The organism is Mucilaginibacter sp. 22184 (assembly GCF_052045695.1).
Lineage (GTDB): Bacteria > Bacteroidota > Bacteroidia > Sphingobacteriales > Sphingobacteriaceae > Mucilaginibacter.
In genome coordinates, this window is the sequence record NZ_JBQEPI010000004.1 from 357007 (window position 1) to 374541 (window position 17535).

A 17535-nucleotide genomic window follows, 5' to 3' on the forward strand; every position below is an offset into this window, starting at 1 on the left:
AATATTAGGCTAAAGGTTGTTCGGCAATTAAACCATCTTTCATTAATATGGTACGATCAGATAAATTGGCCAGATCCTCATTATGCGTAACGATCACAAAGGTTTGATTGAAATCTTTACGCAGCTTGATAAACAATTCGTGCAGTTCCAGCGCGTTCACCGAATCGAGGTTGCCCGATGGTTCATCGGCAAATATCAAAGCCGGGCTATTGATGAGCGCACGTGCCACGGCTACCCTTTGCTGCTCGCCGCCTGATAGTTCATTGGGTTTATGATTCACTCTATCGGCCAGACCCAGGCGTTCCAGTAGTTCTGTGGCTCTTTTTTCGGCCTCAGCACGGGCTGTACCTGCTATAAACGCGGGGATACACACATTTTCTACAGCTGTAAACTCAGCCAGTAAATGATGAAACTGGAAGATAAAGCCAATTTTACGGTTACGAAAATCGCTCAGCTGCCGGTTGCTTAACTTGCTCAACTCGATATTATTGATAAACAACTGACCAGAATCGGGCCTGTCCAGCGTACCCAATATATTAAGTAAGGAGCTTTTACCCGCGCCGGATGCGCCAACAATGGTTACAATTTCGCCCTGCTGTACATCCAGGTCAACCCCTTTTAATATTTGCAGCTGCCCGTATGATTTATGGATAGATGTAGCTTTAAGCATTTACAAATGTAAAATTAGTATCAAGTAGTTAGTATCAAGTATCAAGATTTTTTACAATGGAGTCTAAATCCTATAATCTGCATACAGAAAACGGTCGTGATACTTGATACTAACTACTTGATACTTCCCCCTATTGTAAACACAATGTTAATAAAAGCAACAAGGGTAAATAAACTCCATTTTGGGCATGAACCTTTGAAACAAAATTGTAGATTTACCGCAAATTCTTCAAAAAACATGAATATTCACGAATATCAGGGTAAAGCTATATTAAAGAGCTTTGGCGTTAGAGTTCAGGAAGGCATTGTTGCCGACAATCCTGAAGAGGCTGTTGCGGCTGCGCAAAAAATGAAGGAAGACTTTGGGTCTGACTGGGTAGTTATAAAAGCACAAATACATGCCGGTGGCCGTGGAAAAGGTGGTGGCGTAAAGCTGGCCAAAAATCACGATCAGGTTAAAGAGATTGCCGGTAACATTATAGGTATGCAACTGGTTACTCCGCAAACCGGACCAGAAGGTAAAAAAGTAAAAAAGGTTTTAGTAGCACAGGATGTTTACTACCCGGGCGAAAGTGAAACAAAAGAGTTTTACATGAGCGTACTGCTTGATCGCGCCCGTGGCCGTAACATCATCATGTACAGCACCGAAGGTGGTATGGACATTGAGGAAGTTGCACACTCAACCCCCGAATTAATATTTAAAGAAGAAATTGACCCTAAAGTTGGTTTGCAACCATTCCAGGCACGTAAAATTGCCTTTAACCTGGGTGTTAGCGGCGATGCTTTTAAAGATATGGTAAAATTCATTACCGCTTTATACAAAGCTTATGATGCTACCGATTCTTCGCAATTTGAAATTAACCCGGTATTAAAAACATCCGACAATAAAATTTTAGCGGTTGACGCTAAAGTAAACCTGGATGATAACGCGTTATACCGTCACCCGGATTACGCCGCTATGCGTGATACCGATGAAGAAGATCCAACCGAGGTTGAAGCCGGTAAATCAAACCTTAACTATGTAAAACTTGATGGTAACGTGGGTTGTATGGTTAACGGTGCCGGTTTAGCCATGGCTACCATGGATATCATTAAACTGGCCGGTGGCGAGCCCGCTAACTTTTTGGACGTAGGTGGTACCGCAAACGCGCAAACTGTTAAAGCTGGTTTTAACATCATCCTGAGCGATCCAAACGTAAAAGCTATCCTGATCAATATTTTTGGCGGTATAGTACGTTGCGACCGTGTGGCGCAAGGTGTTATTGACGCTTATAAAGAAATTGGCAACATCCCTGTACCTATCATCGTTCGTTTGCAAGGCACCAACGCTGCCGAAGCCAAAGAACTGATCGATAACTCAGGCTTGAAAGTATTCTCGGCTATCCTATTAAAAGAAGCTGCCGAAAGAGTAAAAGAAGTATTGGCTTTGTAATTAAAGCTGGTATTTAATATAAAAAAGCGATGGGTTTTACCTGTCGCTTTTTTTATGCCCGTTTGACTACAATAAACTTTGACAAAAAATGACATAAACAAGAAAACCTGCTTCTGGTAAAAGCAGGTTTTCTTTATAGTATTAATTTAGTTTTGTTCTGTTCTATATGTCGAATGAAAAATCATCGTCGGCACCGGCAGCTTTGGCCACTTCAGAGCCTTCGCTGTATTCGTAACGTTTTTCAACTACTTCCTGGTTTGCTTTGATATACTCAACGGTTTCTTTTAAACCTTCAGCAAATTTTTCGAAGTCTTCTTTGTACAAAAATATTTTGTGTTTAATAAACACACCGTCTTCCAAACGCTTTTTGCTTTCAGTTATTGTAACATAATAATCGTTTGAACGGGTTGCTTTCACATCAAAAAAATAAGTCCTCTTCCCGGCTCTCACCTTCTTTGAAAAAACCTCTTCACGCTCTCTATTGTCAAAATCTCCCATAATGAATATACCTGTAATTAGTTTTGGTTGGCATAAATATAAATCAAAATTTGAAAGCGCAAGTATTTTATTCAATTTTATTGAACTTTTTGAAACATTTCCGTCATTTTATTGTGTTTGCGCAAAAAAATCAGGCGTCTTGTTCTTCTTCAAGCAATTGTTTTTCGTATAACTCAAAGTAGGTACCTTTCAATTGCATCAGGTGATCGTGGTTACCGTGTTCAACAATCTGGCCATTATCCATTACCAGAATTTTGTCGGCATTTTTTATGGTTGATATGCGGTGGGCTATAATGATGCTGGTTTTGTTTTGCATTACCCGCCCCAGGTTGTTTAATATCGCCTCTTCGGTACGGGTATCAACTGCCGAAAGGCAATCATCAAAGATCAATATCTGCGGATGCTTAAAAATTGCCCGGGCTATGGACACCCGCTGCTTTTGGCCACCTGATAAAGTTACGCCCCGCTCCCCTATCAGGGTTTCAAAGCCCTGCTCCAGCTCAATGATATTATCATATACAGCGGCATCTTTGGCAGCCTGCTCTACAACAGGCATATTCAATACATCGGCGCTGAAAGCGATGTTATTGGCGATGGTGTCCGAAAACAGGAAAACCTCCTGCGGTACAAAGCCCACCTGCGAACGATAACTCTCCAGGTTGAGTTGTTTTACCGAAGTACCGTCGACGGTTATCTCACCGCCTGTAGTATCATACATGCGCATCACCAAATTGGCAATGGTTGATTTCCCGGACCCTGTACGACCGATAATGGCTACCATTTGCCCCGGTTCCACCGTAAACGATACATCTTTTAAAGCTTCGATGCCTGTATCGGGATAAGTAAATGATACATGGTTAAACTCAATAGCTCCCTGAACTGTACGCTCGGGCTGATCTGGTGATATGATATCCGGTTTTTCGTGCAAAAACTCATTGATGCGTTTTTGCGAAGCAGCTGCACGTTGAATTAATGAGGTAACCCAGCCCAGTGATATCACCGGCATAGAAAGCATATTGAGATAAACAATAAACTCGGCGATGTTACCTGATGTAATATTACCCTTCATCACCTCTACCCCACCCACATAAATGGTGATCACTGTACTTAAGCCCACCAGCAGCAGCATGGTTGGATAAAATACAGCTTGTACTTTAACCAGGTGCATGGAGTGCGTTTTGTAGTTTTCGCTCTCGGCGGCAAAATTCTTACGTACAAAACCTTCCCTCACATATGATTTAATAACCCTGATACCCGAGAAATTCTCCTGCACAAAGCTCGACAAGGCCGACAGCCGCTCCTGGATCTGCTCGCTGCGCTGATTGATCACGTTGTTTACATAATATATAACCCCGGCCAATATGGGCAACGGTAATACCGAAAGCACAGCCAGCCTTACATTCACTGTAAGCATGGCATATATCACCAATATAAACAGCACCACCGTATTAACGGTATACATAATACCAGGCCCCAGGTACATACGCACCCGGCTCACGTCTTCGGTAACACGGTTCATCAGGTCGCCGGTATTGTGGCGGCGGTAAAAAGCGAGGGAAAGTTTTTGATAGTGATGATAGATCTCGTTTTTCATATCATACTCGATATGCCTCGACATCAGGATGATGGTTTGCCGCATAAAAAACAGGAACAAACCACGCAAAAGCGCCAGCACCAATACCAATACACCAAAAAGCATCAGGCTGCTGCCAAAAATATCATAGATCATGTTTTGCCTGTTAAAACCGGCAAAAAGCTGGTAGGCGCCAATATTTTCGGTCACCAGGTCAAACGCTACCCTGATCACTTGTGCCGGCAGCACCGCGAAAATGTTAGAGATGATCACAAACAGCACACCGGGTATCAGCCGCCAGCGATATTTGTAAAAGAATTTATTAAGGTAAGCAAGGTCTTTCATATTTATGTTTTCCGGAAAACCGGGAAGCCGGAAAATCCGGAGGATATCGTTGCCTGATATCCGGTTAATCAAAAGTATTAAAAAGTTGGCAGAGTGGTTGAATGGAAAAGTCGGAATGATGTAAGAAAATGGCTACAGATCAGATCCGGTTAAATCCAGAACCGACTCGGTTTACGCTCCGCCGGACCGCCCTCTCTTCGGCTTCGCCGGGAAGAGCCTCCCCCATGTCTGCAATTCAACACCTCCTCCTATATTATTTATAAACCACTGTTAATCAATAAACAAACAATACTTAAATTGTTAGTTATTATTTTATATTTGATAAGTCTATAACCATTTTTAAAACAAAAAATTATGAAGAATTTCCAAAATTTTGGTTCAAAAGTATTGAACCGTGCCGATCTTAAAAACATTAAAGGAGCGGGTAGCGGCGAATCAGCCGTATGTGATAATGCCGGAAGATCCTGCAGCCGCTTTTGCTCAGCCGGTTTTTCAAATGGATATAGCTCATTTGTGGCTTGTGTTAGCTCCTATAACCCATGGCCATGTTCGCCATTAAATGAATGGGGAGTTGTTTGCGGCAGTTACAATTAATCAAACTTCGTAACGCTTACTTTGCTGTATAACCGGGTAAGCGTTACTTCTTATTGCCCCACACCTGGTACCAGCCGTTTGTAGCCACCTTATTACGCGTTATTATAGTTTAAAAATACCCCATCTATACTTCCCCGCTAATAAACTTTGTCAGAATAAAAAAAACCTCTACTTTTGTCCACGCCTTAAAACATTTACTATCGTATACTAATGCCCGTTCAACAACAACCGGAATCCATATTCAATCAGCTCGATGCCTTTGGCCACAAAAAAGTTGTATTCTGCAGCGATCCGGACACGGGTTTAAAAGCCATTATAGCTATTCATGACACCACGCTGGGCCCGGCCTTTGGCAGTACCCGCATGTGGAGCTACAGAACCGAGGCCGATGCTTTGAACGATGTATTGCGCCTTTCAAAAAGCATGACCTACAAATGCGCCATCGCAGGTTTAAATATGGGCGGCGGTTATTCTGTTATTATAGGTGATTCGCGTAAAGACAAAACTGAAGCATTGATGCGTAAGTTTGGCCGTTTTATTAAAAACCTGAACGGCGAATTTATTACATCTGAAGATGTGGGCACCAGTCCTCGTGATATGGAGTACATCCGTATGGAAACCGAGCATGTTACCGGTATACCGGAAAGCTTAGGTGGTAGCGGCGATCCATCACCGGTAGCCGCGCAAGGTGTTTTTCAGGGCATCAAAGCCTGCGTAAAAGAGCAATTCGGCAGCGATAGCCTTACTGGGAAATCGGTTATAGTACAGGGCGTTGGCCATGTTGGCGAGCACCTGGTACGTTTGCTTCGCGATGAAAATGTAAAAGTTTATGTGAGCGATATCCAGGAAGAACGCATTGGCCAGATAGCCAAAAGATATGGCGCCGAAGCAGTATCTAATAACAGTATATTTGATATCGATGCCGACATTTATGCACCATGCGCTTTGGGCGGTACCGTTAATACACAAACTATCAATAAACTTAAATGTAGTATTATAGCAGGCTCGGCCAACAACCAGCTGCTTGATGAAGCCGAACACGGGGCTATGCTTTTAGAGAAAGGGATATTATTCGCGCCCGATTATGTGATCAACGCTGGTGGTATCATCAATTGCTATTCGGAGTTGATGAGTTTCAGCAAAAAACGCACTTTGCAGCTTACCGAAAACATTTACGAGGTAACGCGCACCATTTTAAAACTTTCTAAATCAGAAAACATCTCTACCGTTAAGGCAGCCAATAAAATTGCCGAAAAACGGATGGAGGATATTAAAAAAGTAAAATCGTCTTATTAAATTAACCATCTGCCAGCTGGCAGATCAAATCGTTCTTACACATGTTAAACAGAAGGCACCTCCGGGTAAAAGTATTACAGGCATTATACGCGTATCATCAGTCAGATACCAAGGACATCAAGCTATACGAAAAAAATATGCTGCACGGCATCGACCAGGTATTTGAAATGTACATCTGGATGCTGTCGCTGATTTCGGAAGTGGCTAATTACGCGGCTAACGACGCGGAAGAACGCGCCAACAAACATTTACCAACTGCCGAAGACCTGAATGCCAATCGTAAAATATTGGAAAACAGGTTTATCGTTACCCTTAACGATAACCGCGATTACCTCATCGCGCTGAAAAAATATAAAGTAGAGTGGCACTTTGAGCCCGAACTGGCCAAAACGCTGTTCACCACGCTTAAAAATTCGCCGGAATATGCCGAATACCTGGCTAAAACCGATGATACCATCCATACCGATAAAGACATCATCAAATTCATTTTCAAAAAAGTGATCCTGAAATCGTCATTAGCCGAACAGGTTTTTGAAGACAAGTTTATCTTCTGGCCGGTTGACCGCGACGTTTTACAGGCTCTGATAGCTAAAACTTTTAAGAATTTTGCCTCGGAAGACGCCAAGCAGAACCACCTGGCCGAAATTACCGGCAACTGGATAGAAGACCGTGAATTTGTAGTAAATCTTTTTGAACAAAGCATCCGGTTTGATAAACCTTACCAGGAGCTCATTGCCGCCAAAACTCAAAACTGGGAGCCCGAGCGTATTGCCATGATGGATACCCTGTTGATGAAAATGGCTATTACCGAGTTTGTTAACTTCACTTCCATCCCGGTTAAGGTAACTATTAACGAGTATCTGGAGATCTCTAAAGAGTTCAGTACACCTAAAAGTAATTCATTTATAAACGGTATCTTAGACAAGATTTTGATTGACCTGAAAGGGGAGAACAAAATCAAAAAAATAGGACGAGGACTAATAGAATAATATTTTAACCGATGAAACGATTATTTTTAAGCTTATTAACCGCAGGCGTATTATTATCGGCCTGTAACCAAACACCCGCCAATGGCGCGGCATCAAGCACTGCCGATAGTTCTGCAACTAAAACACCTGCAGCAACTACAGCAAACGCCGCTACCGCCCCTGTCATGAAGTTTGAAAAAGAAAGTCATGATTTTGGCAAGATCAAACAAGGCGATAAAGTTAGTTACGATTTTAAATTCACTAACGATGGCAAATCGCCGCTGATTATTACAGACGCGGTTGCCAGCTGCGGTTGTACTACGCCCGAGTGGCCTAAAACCCCGGTTAAACCAGGCGAAAGCGGCTTAATTAAGGTGGTATTTAACAGTGCCGGTAAAACAGGTTTACAGGACAAACAAATAACCATTACCGCCAATACCGTACCGGCACAAACTATGGTACACCTTATTGGTGAGGTATTAACAAAATAACAATTAATTAAAAAAATGATAGCTACTATTTTATTACAAGCACCAGCAGGTGGTTCCGGAGGTTTTGGTATGTTGATACCAATGGTATTGATCATCGTGGTGTTTTACTTCTTCATGATCCGTCCGCAGGTTAAAAAGCAAAAAGATCAAAAGAAATATGTTGAGGAACTAAAAAAAGGAGATAAGGTAGTTACTACTGCCGGTATCCACGGCCGTATCATTGATTTGAACGAGACCACCTTTTTAGTTGAGGTAGAGAACGGCAAGATCCGTTTTGACAAATCGGCTATCTCGTTAGATGCTTCAAAAGCATTAAACACTCCTCCGGTAGCTGTAAAAAGCTAAGGCTTTTTGTTGATAAAAGACCAATGGAGCAAAGACAAAGGACTGAAAGTTCTTTGCCGCTATAAAAGATAAAAGGGCGAAAGATAATTGGTATTTTACCTCTATCCTTTCGCCTTTATCCTTTCAGCTTAAATAATCTTTTGTCTTTTTATCTTTGATCCTTAATCTAAAAGAATGGCAATAGTAAAATTATCGGCTACAGAACGAAGGCGCTTATCGGCATTTTTTACCTGCCTGGTGCTGGCCGTTGTGGCCTGGTTGTTTACTACGCTCTCTACCCCCCAGCCGTACACCATACAGGAAGTTCTTACCTATAAAAACGCTCCGCAGAAACGCGCTTTTCATTCCCTGCAGCCCGATACCGTGAATGCTACCGTACAGGGCACCGGCTGGCAAATGCTTTTTTCGAGCATGAATAAAGAAAGCAAGCCCATTACTATTGATCTTTCGACACTGGAGAACCGCAACTATGTAGTACTTAATTCACAGCTCAAACAGATTAACCTGAATAAAGATATCACGCAGCAGATCATTTCCATCGATCCGGATACGCTATACTTCGATTTCTCGAACCGCTTAGTAAAAAAAGTACCGGTACAACTGATGCTGGGTATCAAATACCGCAAACAATTTGCCGTATCGGGTAATATGATCATTAAACCCGCATACATCACCGTGAGCGGCCCTACCGAACGTTTAAAACAAATAAACCTCTGGAAAACAGATTCGCTGCAGATGAGTGATGTGGGCGAAACCGTGAATACCCGTGTAAACCTGCAAGCGGTTAAGGAAGGGAACTTAAATGTATACCCAAAAACGGTACAGGTGATCATCCCGGTTGATGAGTTTACCGAAAAAACGCTCGATCTGCCTGTTAAACTTATCAATAACCATAATTACGATAATGTTAAGGTGTTTCCGCAACGAGTTAAGGTAACGTTCACCACATCGTTAAACAGGTATCGCGACATGACCGAGGACCTGTTTGAAGCCACTGCCGATCTTGACCTCTGGCGCGATCACGGCTACACCACCCTCCCCGTAAAACTGACCCGGGTGCCCCCATTTTGCAAAATTGTAAAGGTGAGCCCTGCTAATATTGATTTTATTATTAAGAAATAAGGTTTTGTCTGAGCCATGATTAAAGGATTTTAGGATTACCATGATCTTTAATCCCAAAATCCTTTAATCATGAAAATCATGGTTCAGACAAAATCCCTTATCTTTGCTCCCCAAATGCTCAAAATAGGTTTAACAGGTAATATAGGTAGCGGCAAAACTACGGTGGCCAAAGTTTTTGAACTTTTGGGCATACCCGTTTTTTATGCCGACGATGAGGCTAAAAAAGTAATGGTGACCGATGCTATACTGATTGATGCCCTGAAACAAACCTTTGGCCCGGAATCATACTTTGAAGATGGCAGCCTGAACCGTAAACATATTGCCGGTATAGTTTTTAATAACGAGGCCGAACTCAAAAAACTGAACGCGTTGGTACATCCGGCAACTTTCAGGGCTTTTGATAACTGGATACTGCATATTAAGGATGCACCCTATGTGATCAAAGAAGCAGCCCTGTTGTTTGAAAGCGACTCCTATAAAATGTGCGACCGCAGCTTACTGGTATCTGCCCCGCTGGAAAACCGTATAGCACGCGTTATACAGCGCGACCATATTACCCGTACCGAAGTGGAAAGCCGCGAGGCCCGCCAATTTACCGAAGAAAAAAAGAAACAACTGGCCAATGATATAATTATCAATGACGATAGGCAACTGGTGATCCCGCAGGTGCTGGCTTTGCACGAGCAATACTTGGCCCTCGCCGCACAGCAGGAAAAAGGATAGCAGGAACAATGATTTTTAGAACAAAGACAAAACAAAATCCTTGCTCCTTACTCCATAAATCCTTGCTCCTAATTTAAGCTTCCATATAAATGATAATTGACGATTTTGTACAGATAGATGAAAAGGGATTGTATTGCAAATACGGTGATTTTTATCTGGATCCTAAATTACCCGCCAAAATAGCGGTGATAACCCACGGCCATGCCGATCATGCCGTAAGCGGCAACCACGATGTTTATTGTACCCGGGCCACAGCAAACATTATGCAGCTGCGGTATGACCGTACCGCGGCTAAGGTGTTTAATATAGTAGATTTTAACCAGCCTTTTACCCTTGGCAGGATAACCATTACGCTGATACCAGCCGGCCATATGCTGGGCTCGGCACAGGTACTGATGGAATACGAAGGAACACGCTACCTGTACACCGGCGATTATAAGCTACAGGCCGATGATACCTGCGAACCTATTGAATGGGTAACCACCGATGTACTGATCACCGAAAGCACCTTTGCCGACCCTGAAGTGATACACCCCGATCCGGTTGCCGAGATACAAAAGATCAATGCTATCAAAACCAATATTCTGCTGGGTGCTTATGGTTTGGGTAAAAGTCAGCGGCTTATTAACTTGATCAGCACCTATGCGCCGCAGAAAAAGATACTGGTACACCACCGTATTATGCCCATCAATGCTATTTATCAAAAAATGGGTGTTGTACTGGGGCCGCATCAAATTTATGGTCGTAAGTTGATGAAGGTACAGGATGAATTTGTTTATATCGTACCACCGTTTACGTTTGATAGCTATATCAGGGCTACTGGTGTAACCCGGCTTTTTGCCTCGGGCTGGAAAAACCTGCAGGTTAACCAGCGCGATACCCTCTTTATATCCGACCATGTGGACTGGAACGATATCCTGGAAACCATAACCCGCACCCAACCCCAGCAAATATGGACACTCCACGGCGACGGCCGTCACCTGAAAGCCCATTTTAACAACGATATTTTTGTAAAACTGCTTTAAAAGCTTGCCTTATAATTACCAATTTTTTTAGTAAATTTGTTTAAGCAATAGTCCTAACGCTCTTTTTCAGAGGCGACTTATTGTTGAGCTAAGCATAAATATGATCAAAAAGGGGCACTATTCATCTCAAACTATTAACTATCAACTAATTAATACTTTTTAAACTTTTCAAAACGCGTCAAAATCGTGTTGAAGTTTGTTAAAAAGTGTTAAAATCGTTTTTTTTTCGAACATTTTTGAACCGTTTATACCCCGTTTTTGAGCCAAAAAGTGTTAAAATTTAAGGTTTAAAAAGTTTTATCGCGGCAGCAAATGTTAAATATGGTATGGCTTATTAATGGGCTGCGCCAAACAGTTTAAATAAATGCTACAGGAAGGAATAGATTATTACATCAATGAGGACGGCAATTTTGTTTTCACAAAAGAGTACCACTTAAAGCGGGGTTACTGCTGTAAAAATAAATGCCTGCATTGCCCCTGGAATTACGGTAAACCGGAAGGGTCTGATCCTCAAAATGAAATAAATAAAAACGGGATGTAATGAAACACCCGCAGCTTACGTATAGGCTTAGCTCAAATTAAGAATTAATTAAACATATTTGCATCTCATTGATTGTTACCAATTATGCGCATTGACGACGAAATACAAAGTACAAATTTTGAAGATAATTATCATAAAGCAGCCATTAACATTGCCTATACAGCAGGCTGGTTAAGCAACTACTTTAGAATATATTTTGATAAGTATAATATTACACAGCAGCAATTCAACATCCTCAGGATACTAAGGGGCCAATACCCTAAACCAGCTACTATTAATTTGCTGAAAGAACGTATGGTTGATAAAATGTCCGACGCATCGCGTATAGTTGATCGTCTGATCCAAAAAGAACTGGTTTCGCGCTGTACAAATAATAAGGACAGGCGTGCTGTTGACATTCGTATCACTGAGATGGGCTTACAAATATTATCAAAAATGGATAATGAATTTAAAGCCAAGGATATTCTGAAAGGTAACCTAAGCGAAGAAGACGCTGCTGTGCTTAGCGATCTTTTGGATAAGCTGAGAGGGTAAAAGATTAAGCCCTTTAGGTGTCATCCTGAGCGAAGCGAAGGATCTATTCGTAAACTTTGCATACACTAAAACAGATTCTTCGCTTCGCTCAGAATGACAAATATTAATTAATAGTTAGTCGCTATATTTAAAAATGACCTCTTATTTTACCCGCAATCTCTGCATCATACAACGACCTTAACTGCTGATGCGCCTCTGCTGATAAATGGGGTAGTTTTACCGCTTCCACATTACTGTTTACCTGTATTACTTTAGATGCACCGGGTATTACAGTGGTAACCTCCGGATGATCCAATATCCAACGAATGGCCCATTGCGGCATCCGGTCATCGGGAAGCAAGCTTTTTATTTTATCGGATAGTTTTACACCTTCGCTAAATTCAATACCCGAGAATGTTTCACCGGCGTTAAAAGCTTCGCCATTGGCATTATAATTACGGTGATCGTTTTGGGCAAACTGCGTTTGCGCGGTGAATTTACCCGATAACAAACCACTGGCTAATGGTACGCGCACGATGATAGCCACGCCCTTTTCGGCTGCTTTGGCAAACAACTCATCGGCCACGTGTTGCCTGAATAGGTTAAAGATAATCTGTAACGACGCTAAACCCTCCTGCTCCAGACAGATCAGTGCTTCCTCGGATGTTTCGACACTGGCGCCAAAATGCATGATGAGCCCCTGTTCCTGCAATTGACGCAGATGATCAAACACTTTTCCCGAACGCAGTTCTTCTGTAGGGATGCAATGCAGCTGCTCCAGGAATATGCGGGGAATATCCAGGTGGCGCAGCGAATCTTCTACCTGACGTTTCATCATATCATAGGTAAAATTCTGCGGCCAGCCGTTTGGTTCGTCACCACGCCGCCCCAGCTTGGTTGCTACATACACTTTATGATCAACCAATTTTAAAAACTTACCAATTACGGTTTCACTCACACCCATGCCGTATACATCGGCCGTATCCAGAAAATTGCCGCCGGCATCGGTATAAGATTTTAGTATGTTGATGGCTTCATATTCGTTCACATTGCCCCAGTCGGCGCTGCCTAATTGCCAGGTGCCTAATCCAACTTCGGCAATGGCTGTGCCTTTAAAATCTCTGTAGTTCATGGTATAGATTGCTATGCTGTAAAATTACAAAGCCGTTCTGATAAACAAAACGGCGTTATAAATAGTATTATCGAAACGTTCTTTAATTTATGCTTTAAATGCCGCGCTCTCCTGCTTCAAGATATCCAATACTGATGGCGTAACCCGGCCAAAGAAGGATACTCCCGAAGCTCCATTTTTTAAAGCATATTGAATACCGGAGCGCACTTCTTCATCATTATTAAAATCAGAAAGATACAGACCGGCGTACAGTGGAAACTTACCATCGAGTACATGGATACCTTCTGCAACGGCATCACCTATCCAGCTTACGCTTTCTTTATAAAAGCCGTGATATATCATCGGGCAAACGCCATCGAGCTTAAAATTTGTCCAGTCTTGCCGCACATTACGGCGTGCCACTTCCGGCGTTGGGAAAACAGCCGCCGTGATTGGTTTTTTATGCTGATGGGCCACTGCCGATATCGCATTCACCACCCTGATGATATTACCATACCTGAACAAGCGCCAGGACAGACTGGCATCGGGATATTGAATAGCTTTAATATCCTTGCCGTATTGCTCTTTGAATTTGGCCTGGCAAACTTCGCAATAGCAAAAGTCGTATTCGGGTAGTTCTTTGGTTTGTTCAATTTTGTATTTATCCCACAGGTTTACAGGGAGTATCACATCACAATAACGCACATAATCCAGGTGGATGCCATCAACATAATCCTTGGTCAATATCTCGTTAACGGTACTGGTTAAATACTCCTGAACCTCGGGGCGCGAAGGGCAAAGCCAGCGATAATACTGTACATATGGCGGTTTATCGGCACAGGAATCACCGTTACGGCTTTTGCTGTACCATTCCGGATGATCAGCCACTCTTTCGGCACGGTTAAAAGTCCATATCCAGCGATGAGCCTCGATACCCGCGGCTTTCGCGGCACGGAAGTGTCTTTCGCTGTCGTTCTCAAAAAATATCCCGGTAATGCCTGCTGCTTTGTAGGCCGCGTAATTGGTTTTCAGATCCTCGTCCGTATCCTTTAGGTTAGGATTGATCCAGATCCAATTTTTCATGGCCTTTTTCTTATTGACAGCAACAGGTTCTTTTGCCTGGCTTTTTACAGGTAATTGAGATGCGACGGTAGCTACTAAACCGGCTTTTAAAAATTCGCGCTTGTTCATGGCGTTTGGTGATTGGTGGTTAAAGGTTCAACAAATCCATCCTGGTTAATGGTATAAGTTATTTTATTTTCCTCATCGGTAATTAAAGCCATAAACTGGTGTTTAGTAGCTTCGAGTTGTAAGTTATTAAATTTTTTTAAAATGTTATAACTACTTTCCAATCCCAATTCTTTTAATGATTGCGCATAACTATGGTTTTGCCTTTGCCACTCTTTTTGCTTGTAATAAACCAGCCATAGATATTGTTTTTGCAGTTCGGTGTAGGGCATTTCAAATACCACATCATCGGCCTGATGATCACTGAACAGCAGGTATCCCCAGCGTTCGGGGTAATGCATATTGATTAAACCCTGGGCCGACCATACCCAGTTATGCTCGGGCAGGTCACGGCCCGAAGTGGCATCTTTTACCTTCACGTATTGGCCATTCCGGATGTTTGTATCATACTCAACCCGCGAAAAATTGATCCGCCATAGCGTTCCATTTTGTGGCACTACTCTTCTGAAACCCGGGTTAAGCGCTTTATAGGGAATGGCCATTTCAACCGTCCAGCCCTGGTCTGTGTCACTCGCGTCATTGAGTGTACCACGTATTTTTACAGCCGTACGCAAACCCGGGGCATCCCAACCCGATATGGCGGCACCACGATTACGGTATGGTTTTGACAAGAATAAGTCGAAAATAGTATTCAGCGCATTAACCTCTATTTCGTAATACTGATGCCCGGTATTCAAGGGGTCAACAAACAGCTCAAAATCGTTATCCATGAAAATCACCTCATCGTGCTTTTTGAGTTTGGCCCACACATGCGGATCATACAAGCGGGCAGCTATGTACAGGCAGCTATCATCCCAAAGCATTTTCACATTGGTTTGCAATGGTGGTTTGGGTTTCAGGTTGCCTTCAATATCTACAAAATCGTTTGTCCATTTGGCTTGTTGCCATATGGGCTCATCAACATCCCCATCAATTACCGGGGCCTTTGCGGTATGTTTTACAACATAACCCTCCGGAACGGTAAACAGGCTTTCATAGCCTTTAAAAACATCCTGGGCCTTAAGCTGCCAGGGCATCAGCATCACAAAAACAGTAAAAGCCATCATTTTACGACGGCTTTTAAATAAGTTGAAGTTAACGATATGGGTTTCCATTAACTGCCCAGTTCTAATATACGGTCAAATTCTTCGCGCTTTAAACCCATTACCGAAAGACGGCCCTGCCTAACCAGGCCCACATCTTTTAGTTGTTCATCGGCCTTAATGGTTTCCAGGGTTACCGGGTTCTTCAAGGTTTCAACCGGCGACAGATCAACCACCACCCAGTTAGGGTCTGAAGTAGTAGGATCCTGGTAAAACTCTTTCACCACTTTGGCTATACCTACTACAGCCTTGCCATCGTTACTATGATAAAACAATACCAGGTCGCCTTCTTTCATCAATCGTAAATTATTACGTGCCTGATAATTACGCACACCATCCCAAAAAGTACGTCCATCTTTATTAAACTTTTCCCAACTGTATTTTACGGGTTCCGATTTGACTAACCAGTATTGCATAGATATTTTTGAATTATATGTTTTGTACCTGTAAAGATGTTAAAATACACCGATAAACTAAAACAGCGTTTTGTAAAAACATGGAAGCGCAAGAAATTTGAATGGTAGCATACATTAGATAAATTATTGCTTAAATTTGATACATGACAAAATCTATAGTATTACTATTGTTACTTTCTGTTTCAACAATTTGTTACTCACAAAGTCTTTATACGGCTTTGCATATGAATGATAGCCGCGAATATAAATTTGGGAAACCAAAGCAGATCATTGAGGAAAACACCTTTTATTCGCCCAGCCATACGGAGACAGCAAAAAATATAAAAGTATTTGATGTCGCCGGAATGCTATTGACCGAGGAACGGTACACCCAGGATGGGATACTCACAGCCAAACTCACCTATATCAATGATACCACCAGGCACCTTAAACGCTCACGGATATTTGAAAGATGGTTAAAATATGGCCGCGGCAAGGAAATCGCCAGTAATCAATACGATGAGCACGGCTTTCTGACAGGGACCATCGATAGTACCGCAAATGGAAAGATCATTGATGTTGTAAAAATAGTTAATAACAGCAAAGGCGATCCTACGGAATTGGTTCTTTTTGATGCCAATAATAACCCAACCGGAAAAGAGACAGCTGAATATAATTATGATAAAAACACGGTGGTTATCTCTGTATTCAAAAATGATGGGACTAAAGTTACTTCCGACACATCAAAGATTCGTTTTGATGTGATTACCTATAGTGAGGACAAAAGCAATTACAATCAATACAATGATGTTCTTAGCTCTAGTACAAAAAATTTAAATGGCTCGGTAAATCTTTACGAATTCGAATACCGGTACGATAAAACCGGTAATTGGATTGAACAAAAAATATATAAAACTACGCTAAAACCCAATGGTAAAAAGGAAAGGCAACTCGACAGACTTTTCAAAAGAGAAATTACTTACAGGTAAAAGCAGGTAGCAAAAGAGCAAATTTCATTAGCATAAAAAACTCCAACAAAAAACCCCGGGACAGGTGTCTCGGGGTTTTAGCTTTATAATTGGTTAATTTGGTTATTGTCCGGGTACAGTATAAAAAAATCTTTCATACACAATTTTACCATCTTTCACTTCATATACGCATATCTCCTGCATATTAACCCTACCCATTCCCTTAAAGGTGATGTCCATCTCCATAGTAACGGCAAAAAAGTTTCCGGTTACTATCGGGTCAGAAATGGTGCCGCCATGTATTTCTTCCACGGATTCATGCCATTGTTTTGATTTTTCCAATACAGCTTCTTTGCCCCTTGTAAATTCCTGATACCCGCCTTCCTGCTCCTGGCTCACTATATCATCGGCATAAAGCTCATTCATGGCCTCAAAATTTTTACCCTCGCGGCAAAACTGTACTAATGCATTAGCTACTTCCTGTGTGTTCATAATTGGATGTTTTTAATTGGTGGTTCCTGATGTTAAAGTTATTAATATTCTATGCAAAACCACAAACCACCATTTTAACTTTAAGTTACCTTTTGCTAAATTTT

20 protein-coding genes are annotated in these 17535 nt (G+C 42.1%); 12 read left to right on the forward strand and 8 right to left on the reverse strand.

Annotation, left to right across the window (positions count from 1 at the left end; translation table 11 throughout):
• Window positions 1–4: 4 nt before the first annotated feature.
• Window positions 5–670 (reverse strand): ABC transporter ATP-binding protein, encoded by a 666-nt coding sequence (locus ACTJKG_RS11405; protein ID WP_172334763.1) that lies wholly within the window; start codon window positions 668–670, stop codon window positions 5–7.
• Window positions 671–814: 144 nt separating this feature from the next.
• On the opposite strand from ACTJKG_RS11405, the gene sucC reads away from it, so the two are divergent.
• Complete coding sequence (sucC, locus tag ACTJKG_RS11410) at window positions 815–2101, forward strand: ADP-forming succinate--CoA ligase subunit beta (protein WP_256367775.1); 1287 nt, start codon at window positions 815–817, stop codon at window positions 2099–2101.
• 162 nt (window positions 2102–2263) lie between these two features.
• Here the strand turns inward: sucC and ACTJKG_RS11415 are convergent, their stop codons facing one another.
• Both ACTJKG_RS11415 and ACTJKG_RS11420 read right to left on the reverse strand, forming a co-directional pair.
• On the reverse strand, window positions 2264–2599 hold the full coding sequence (locus ACTJKG_RS11415; RefSeq protein ID WP_076377769.1) for a DUF3276 family protein: 336 nt from the start codon (window positions 2597–2599) through the stop codon (window positions 2264–2266).
• A 130-nt stretch (window positions 2600–2729) separates the two neighbouring features.
• Window positions 2730–4517 (reverse strand): ABC transporter ATP-binding protein, encoded by a 1788-nt coding sequence (locus ACTJKG_RS11420; protein ID WP_440739268.1) that lies wholly within the window; start codon window positions 4515–4517, stop codon window positions 2730–2732.
• Window positions 4518–4871: 354 nt separating this feature from the next.
• Between ACTJKG_RS11420 and ACTJKG_RS11425 the strand changes: the two genes are divergently transcribed.
• The 10 genes from ACTJKG_RS11425 to ACTJKG_RS11470 all read left to right on the forward strand — a co-directional run bounded on the left by ACTJKG_RS11425 (window position 4872) and on the right by ACTJKG_RS11470 (window position 12156).
• On the forward strand, window positions 4872–5111 hold the full coding sequence (locus tag ACTJKG_RS11425; protein ID WP_440739269.1) for a hypothetical protein: 240 nt from the start codon (window positions 4872–4874) through the stop codon (window positions 5109–5111).
• 210 nt (window positions 5112–5321) lie between these two features.
• Window positions 5322–6407, forward strand: coding sequence for a Glu/Leu/Phe/Val family dehydrogenase (locus ACTJKG_RS11430; protein ID WP_440739270.1), 1086 nt, complete (start codon window positions 5322–5324; stop codon window positions 6405–6407).
• A 41-nt stretch (window positions 6408–6448) separates the two neighbouring features.
• On the forward strand, window positions 6449–7396 hold the full coding sequence (locus tag ACTJKG_RS11435; RefSeq protein ID WP_172334768.1) for a transcription antitermination protein NusB: 948 nt from the start codon (window positions 6449–6451) through the stop codon (window positions 7394–7396).
• 11 nt (window positions 7397–7407) lie between these two features.
• The gene (locus tag ACTJKG_RS11440) at window positions 7408–7866 is read left to right on the forward strand and encodes a DUF1573 domain-containing protein (protein ID WP_172334769.1); all 459 of its coding nucleotides are present in this window, start codon (window positions 7408–7410) and stop codon (window positions 7864–7866) included.
• A 15-nt stretch (window positions 7867–7881) separates the two neighbouring features.
• The gene (gene yajC / locus ACTJKG_RS11445; protein ID WP_172334770.1) at window positions 7882–8211 is read left to right on the forward strand and encodes a preprotein translocase subunit YajC; all 330 of its coding nucleotides are present in this window, start codon (window positions 7882–7884) and stop codon (window positions 8209–8211) included.
• 174 nt (window positions 8212–8385) lie between these two features.
• Complete coding sequence (locus ACTJKG_RS11450) at window positions 8386–9333, forward strand: CdaR family protein (RefSeq protein WP_172334771.1); 948 nt, start codon at window positions 8386–8388, stop codon at window positions 9331–9333.
• A gap of 78 nt (window positions 9334–9411) precedes the next feature.
• Window positions 9412–10056, forward strand: a complete 645-nt coding sequence (coaE, locus tag ACTJKG_RS11455) for a dephospho-CoA kinase (protein WP_440739271.1) — start codon at window positions 9412–9414, stop codon at window positions 10054–10056.
• Window positions 10057–10145: 89 nt separating this feature from the next.
• Window positions 10146–11081 carry an MBL fold metallo-hydrolase gene (locus ACTJKG_RS11460; RefSeq protein ID WP_440739272.1) on the forward strand — a complete coding sequence of 312 codons (936 nt, stop codon included), beginning with the start codon at window positions 10146–10148 and terminating at the stop codon, window positions 11079–11081.
• Between the two features lie 364 nt (window positions 11082–11445).
• Complete coding sequence (locus tag ACTJKG_RS11465) at window positions 11446–11622, forward strand: DUF5522 domain-containing protein (protein ID WP_172334773.1); 177 nt, start codon at window positions 11446–11448, stop codon at window positions 11620–11622.
• Window positions 11623–11706: 84 nt separating this feature from the next.
• Window positions 11707–12156, forward strand: coding sequence for a MarR family winged helix-turn-helix transcriptional regulator (locus ACTJKG_RS11470; RefSeq protein ID WP_172334774.1), 450 nt, complete (start codon window positions 11707–11709; stop codon window positions 12154–12156).
• A gap of 127 nt (window positions 12157–12283) precedes the next feature.
• Here ACTJKG_RS11470 and ACTJKG_RS11475 read toward each other — a convergent pair whose 3' ends face one another.
• The 4 genes from ACTJKG_RS11475 to ACTJKG_RS11490 all read right to left on the reverse strand — a co-directional run bounded on the left by ACTJKG_RS11475 (window position 12284) and on the right by ACTJKG_RS11490 (window position 15992).
• Window positions 12284–13267, reverse strand: a complete 984-nt coding sequence (locus ACTJKG_RS11475; RefSeq protein ID WP_440739273.1) for an aldo/keto reductase — start codon at window positions 13265–13267, stop codon at window positions 12284–12286.
• Between the two features lie 87 nt (window positions 13268–13354).
• Window positions 13355–14437, reverse strand: a complete 1083-nt coding sequence (locus ACTJKG_RS11480) for a family 10 glycosylhydrolase (protein ID WP_440739274.1) — start codon at window positions 14435–14437, stop codon at window positions 13355–13357.
• Window positions 14434–15588 carry a carbohydrate-binding family 9-like protein gene (locus ACTJKG_RS11485; protein WP_172334777.1) on the reverse strand — a complete coding sequence of 385 codons (1155 nt, stop codon included), beginning with the start codon at window positions 15586–15588 and terminating at the stop codon, window positions 14434–14436. The genes ACTJKG_RS11480 and ACTJKG_RS11485 overlap by 4 nt, the downstream gene beginning before the upstream one ends.
• On the reverse strand, window positions 15588–15992 hold the full coding sequence (locus ACTJKG_RS11490) for an EVE domain-containing protein (RefSeq protein ID WP_172334778.1): 405 nt from the start codon (window positions 15990–15992) through the stop codon (window positions 15588–15590). Before ACTJKG_RS11490 ends, ACTJKG_RS11485 begins: the two co-directional genes overlap by 1 nt.
• Before the next feature lie 143 nt (window positions 15993–16135).
• Between ACTJKG_RS11490 and ACTJKG_RS11495 the strand changes: the two genes are divergently transcribed.
• A complete protein-coding gene (locus ACTJKG_RS11495; RefSeq protein ID WP_440739275.1) occupies window positions 16136–16960 on the forward strand; it encodes a hypothetical protein in 825 nt (274 codons plus the stop codon).
• Window positions 16961–17062: 102 nt separating this feature from the next.
• On the opposite strand, the gene ACTJKG_RS11500 is transcribed toward ACTJKG_RS11495, so the two are convergent.
• A complete protein-coding gene (locus ACTJKG_RS11500; protein WP_172334780.1) occupies window positions 17063–17431 on the reverse strand; it encodes a nuclear transport factor 2 family protein in 369 nt (122 codons plus the stop codon).
• Window positions 17432–17535: the final 104 nt, after the last annotated feature.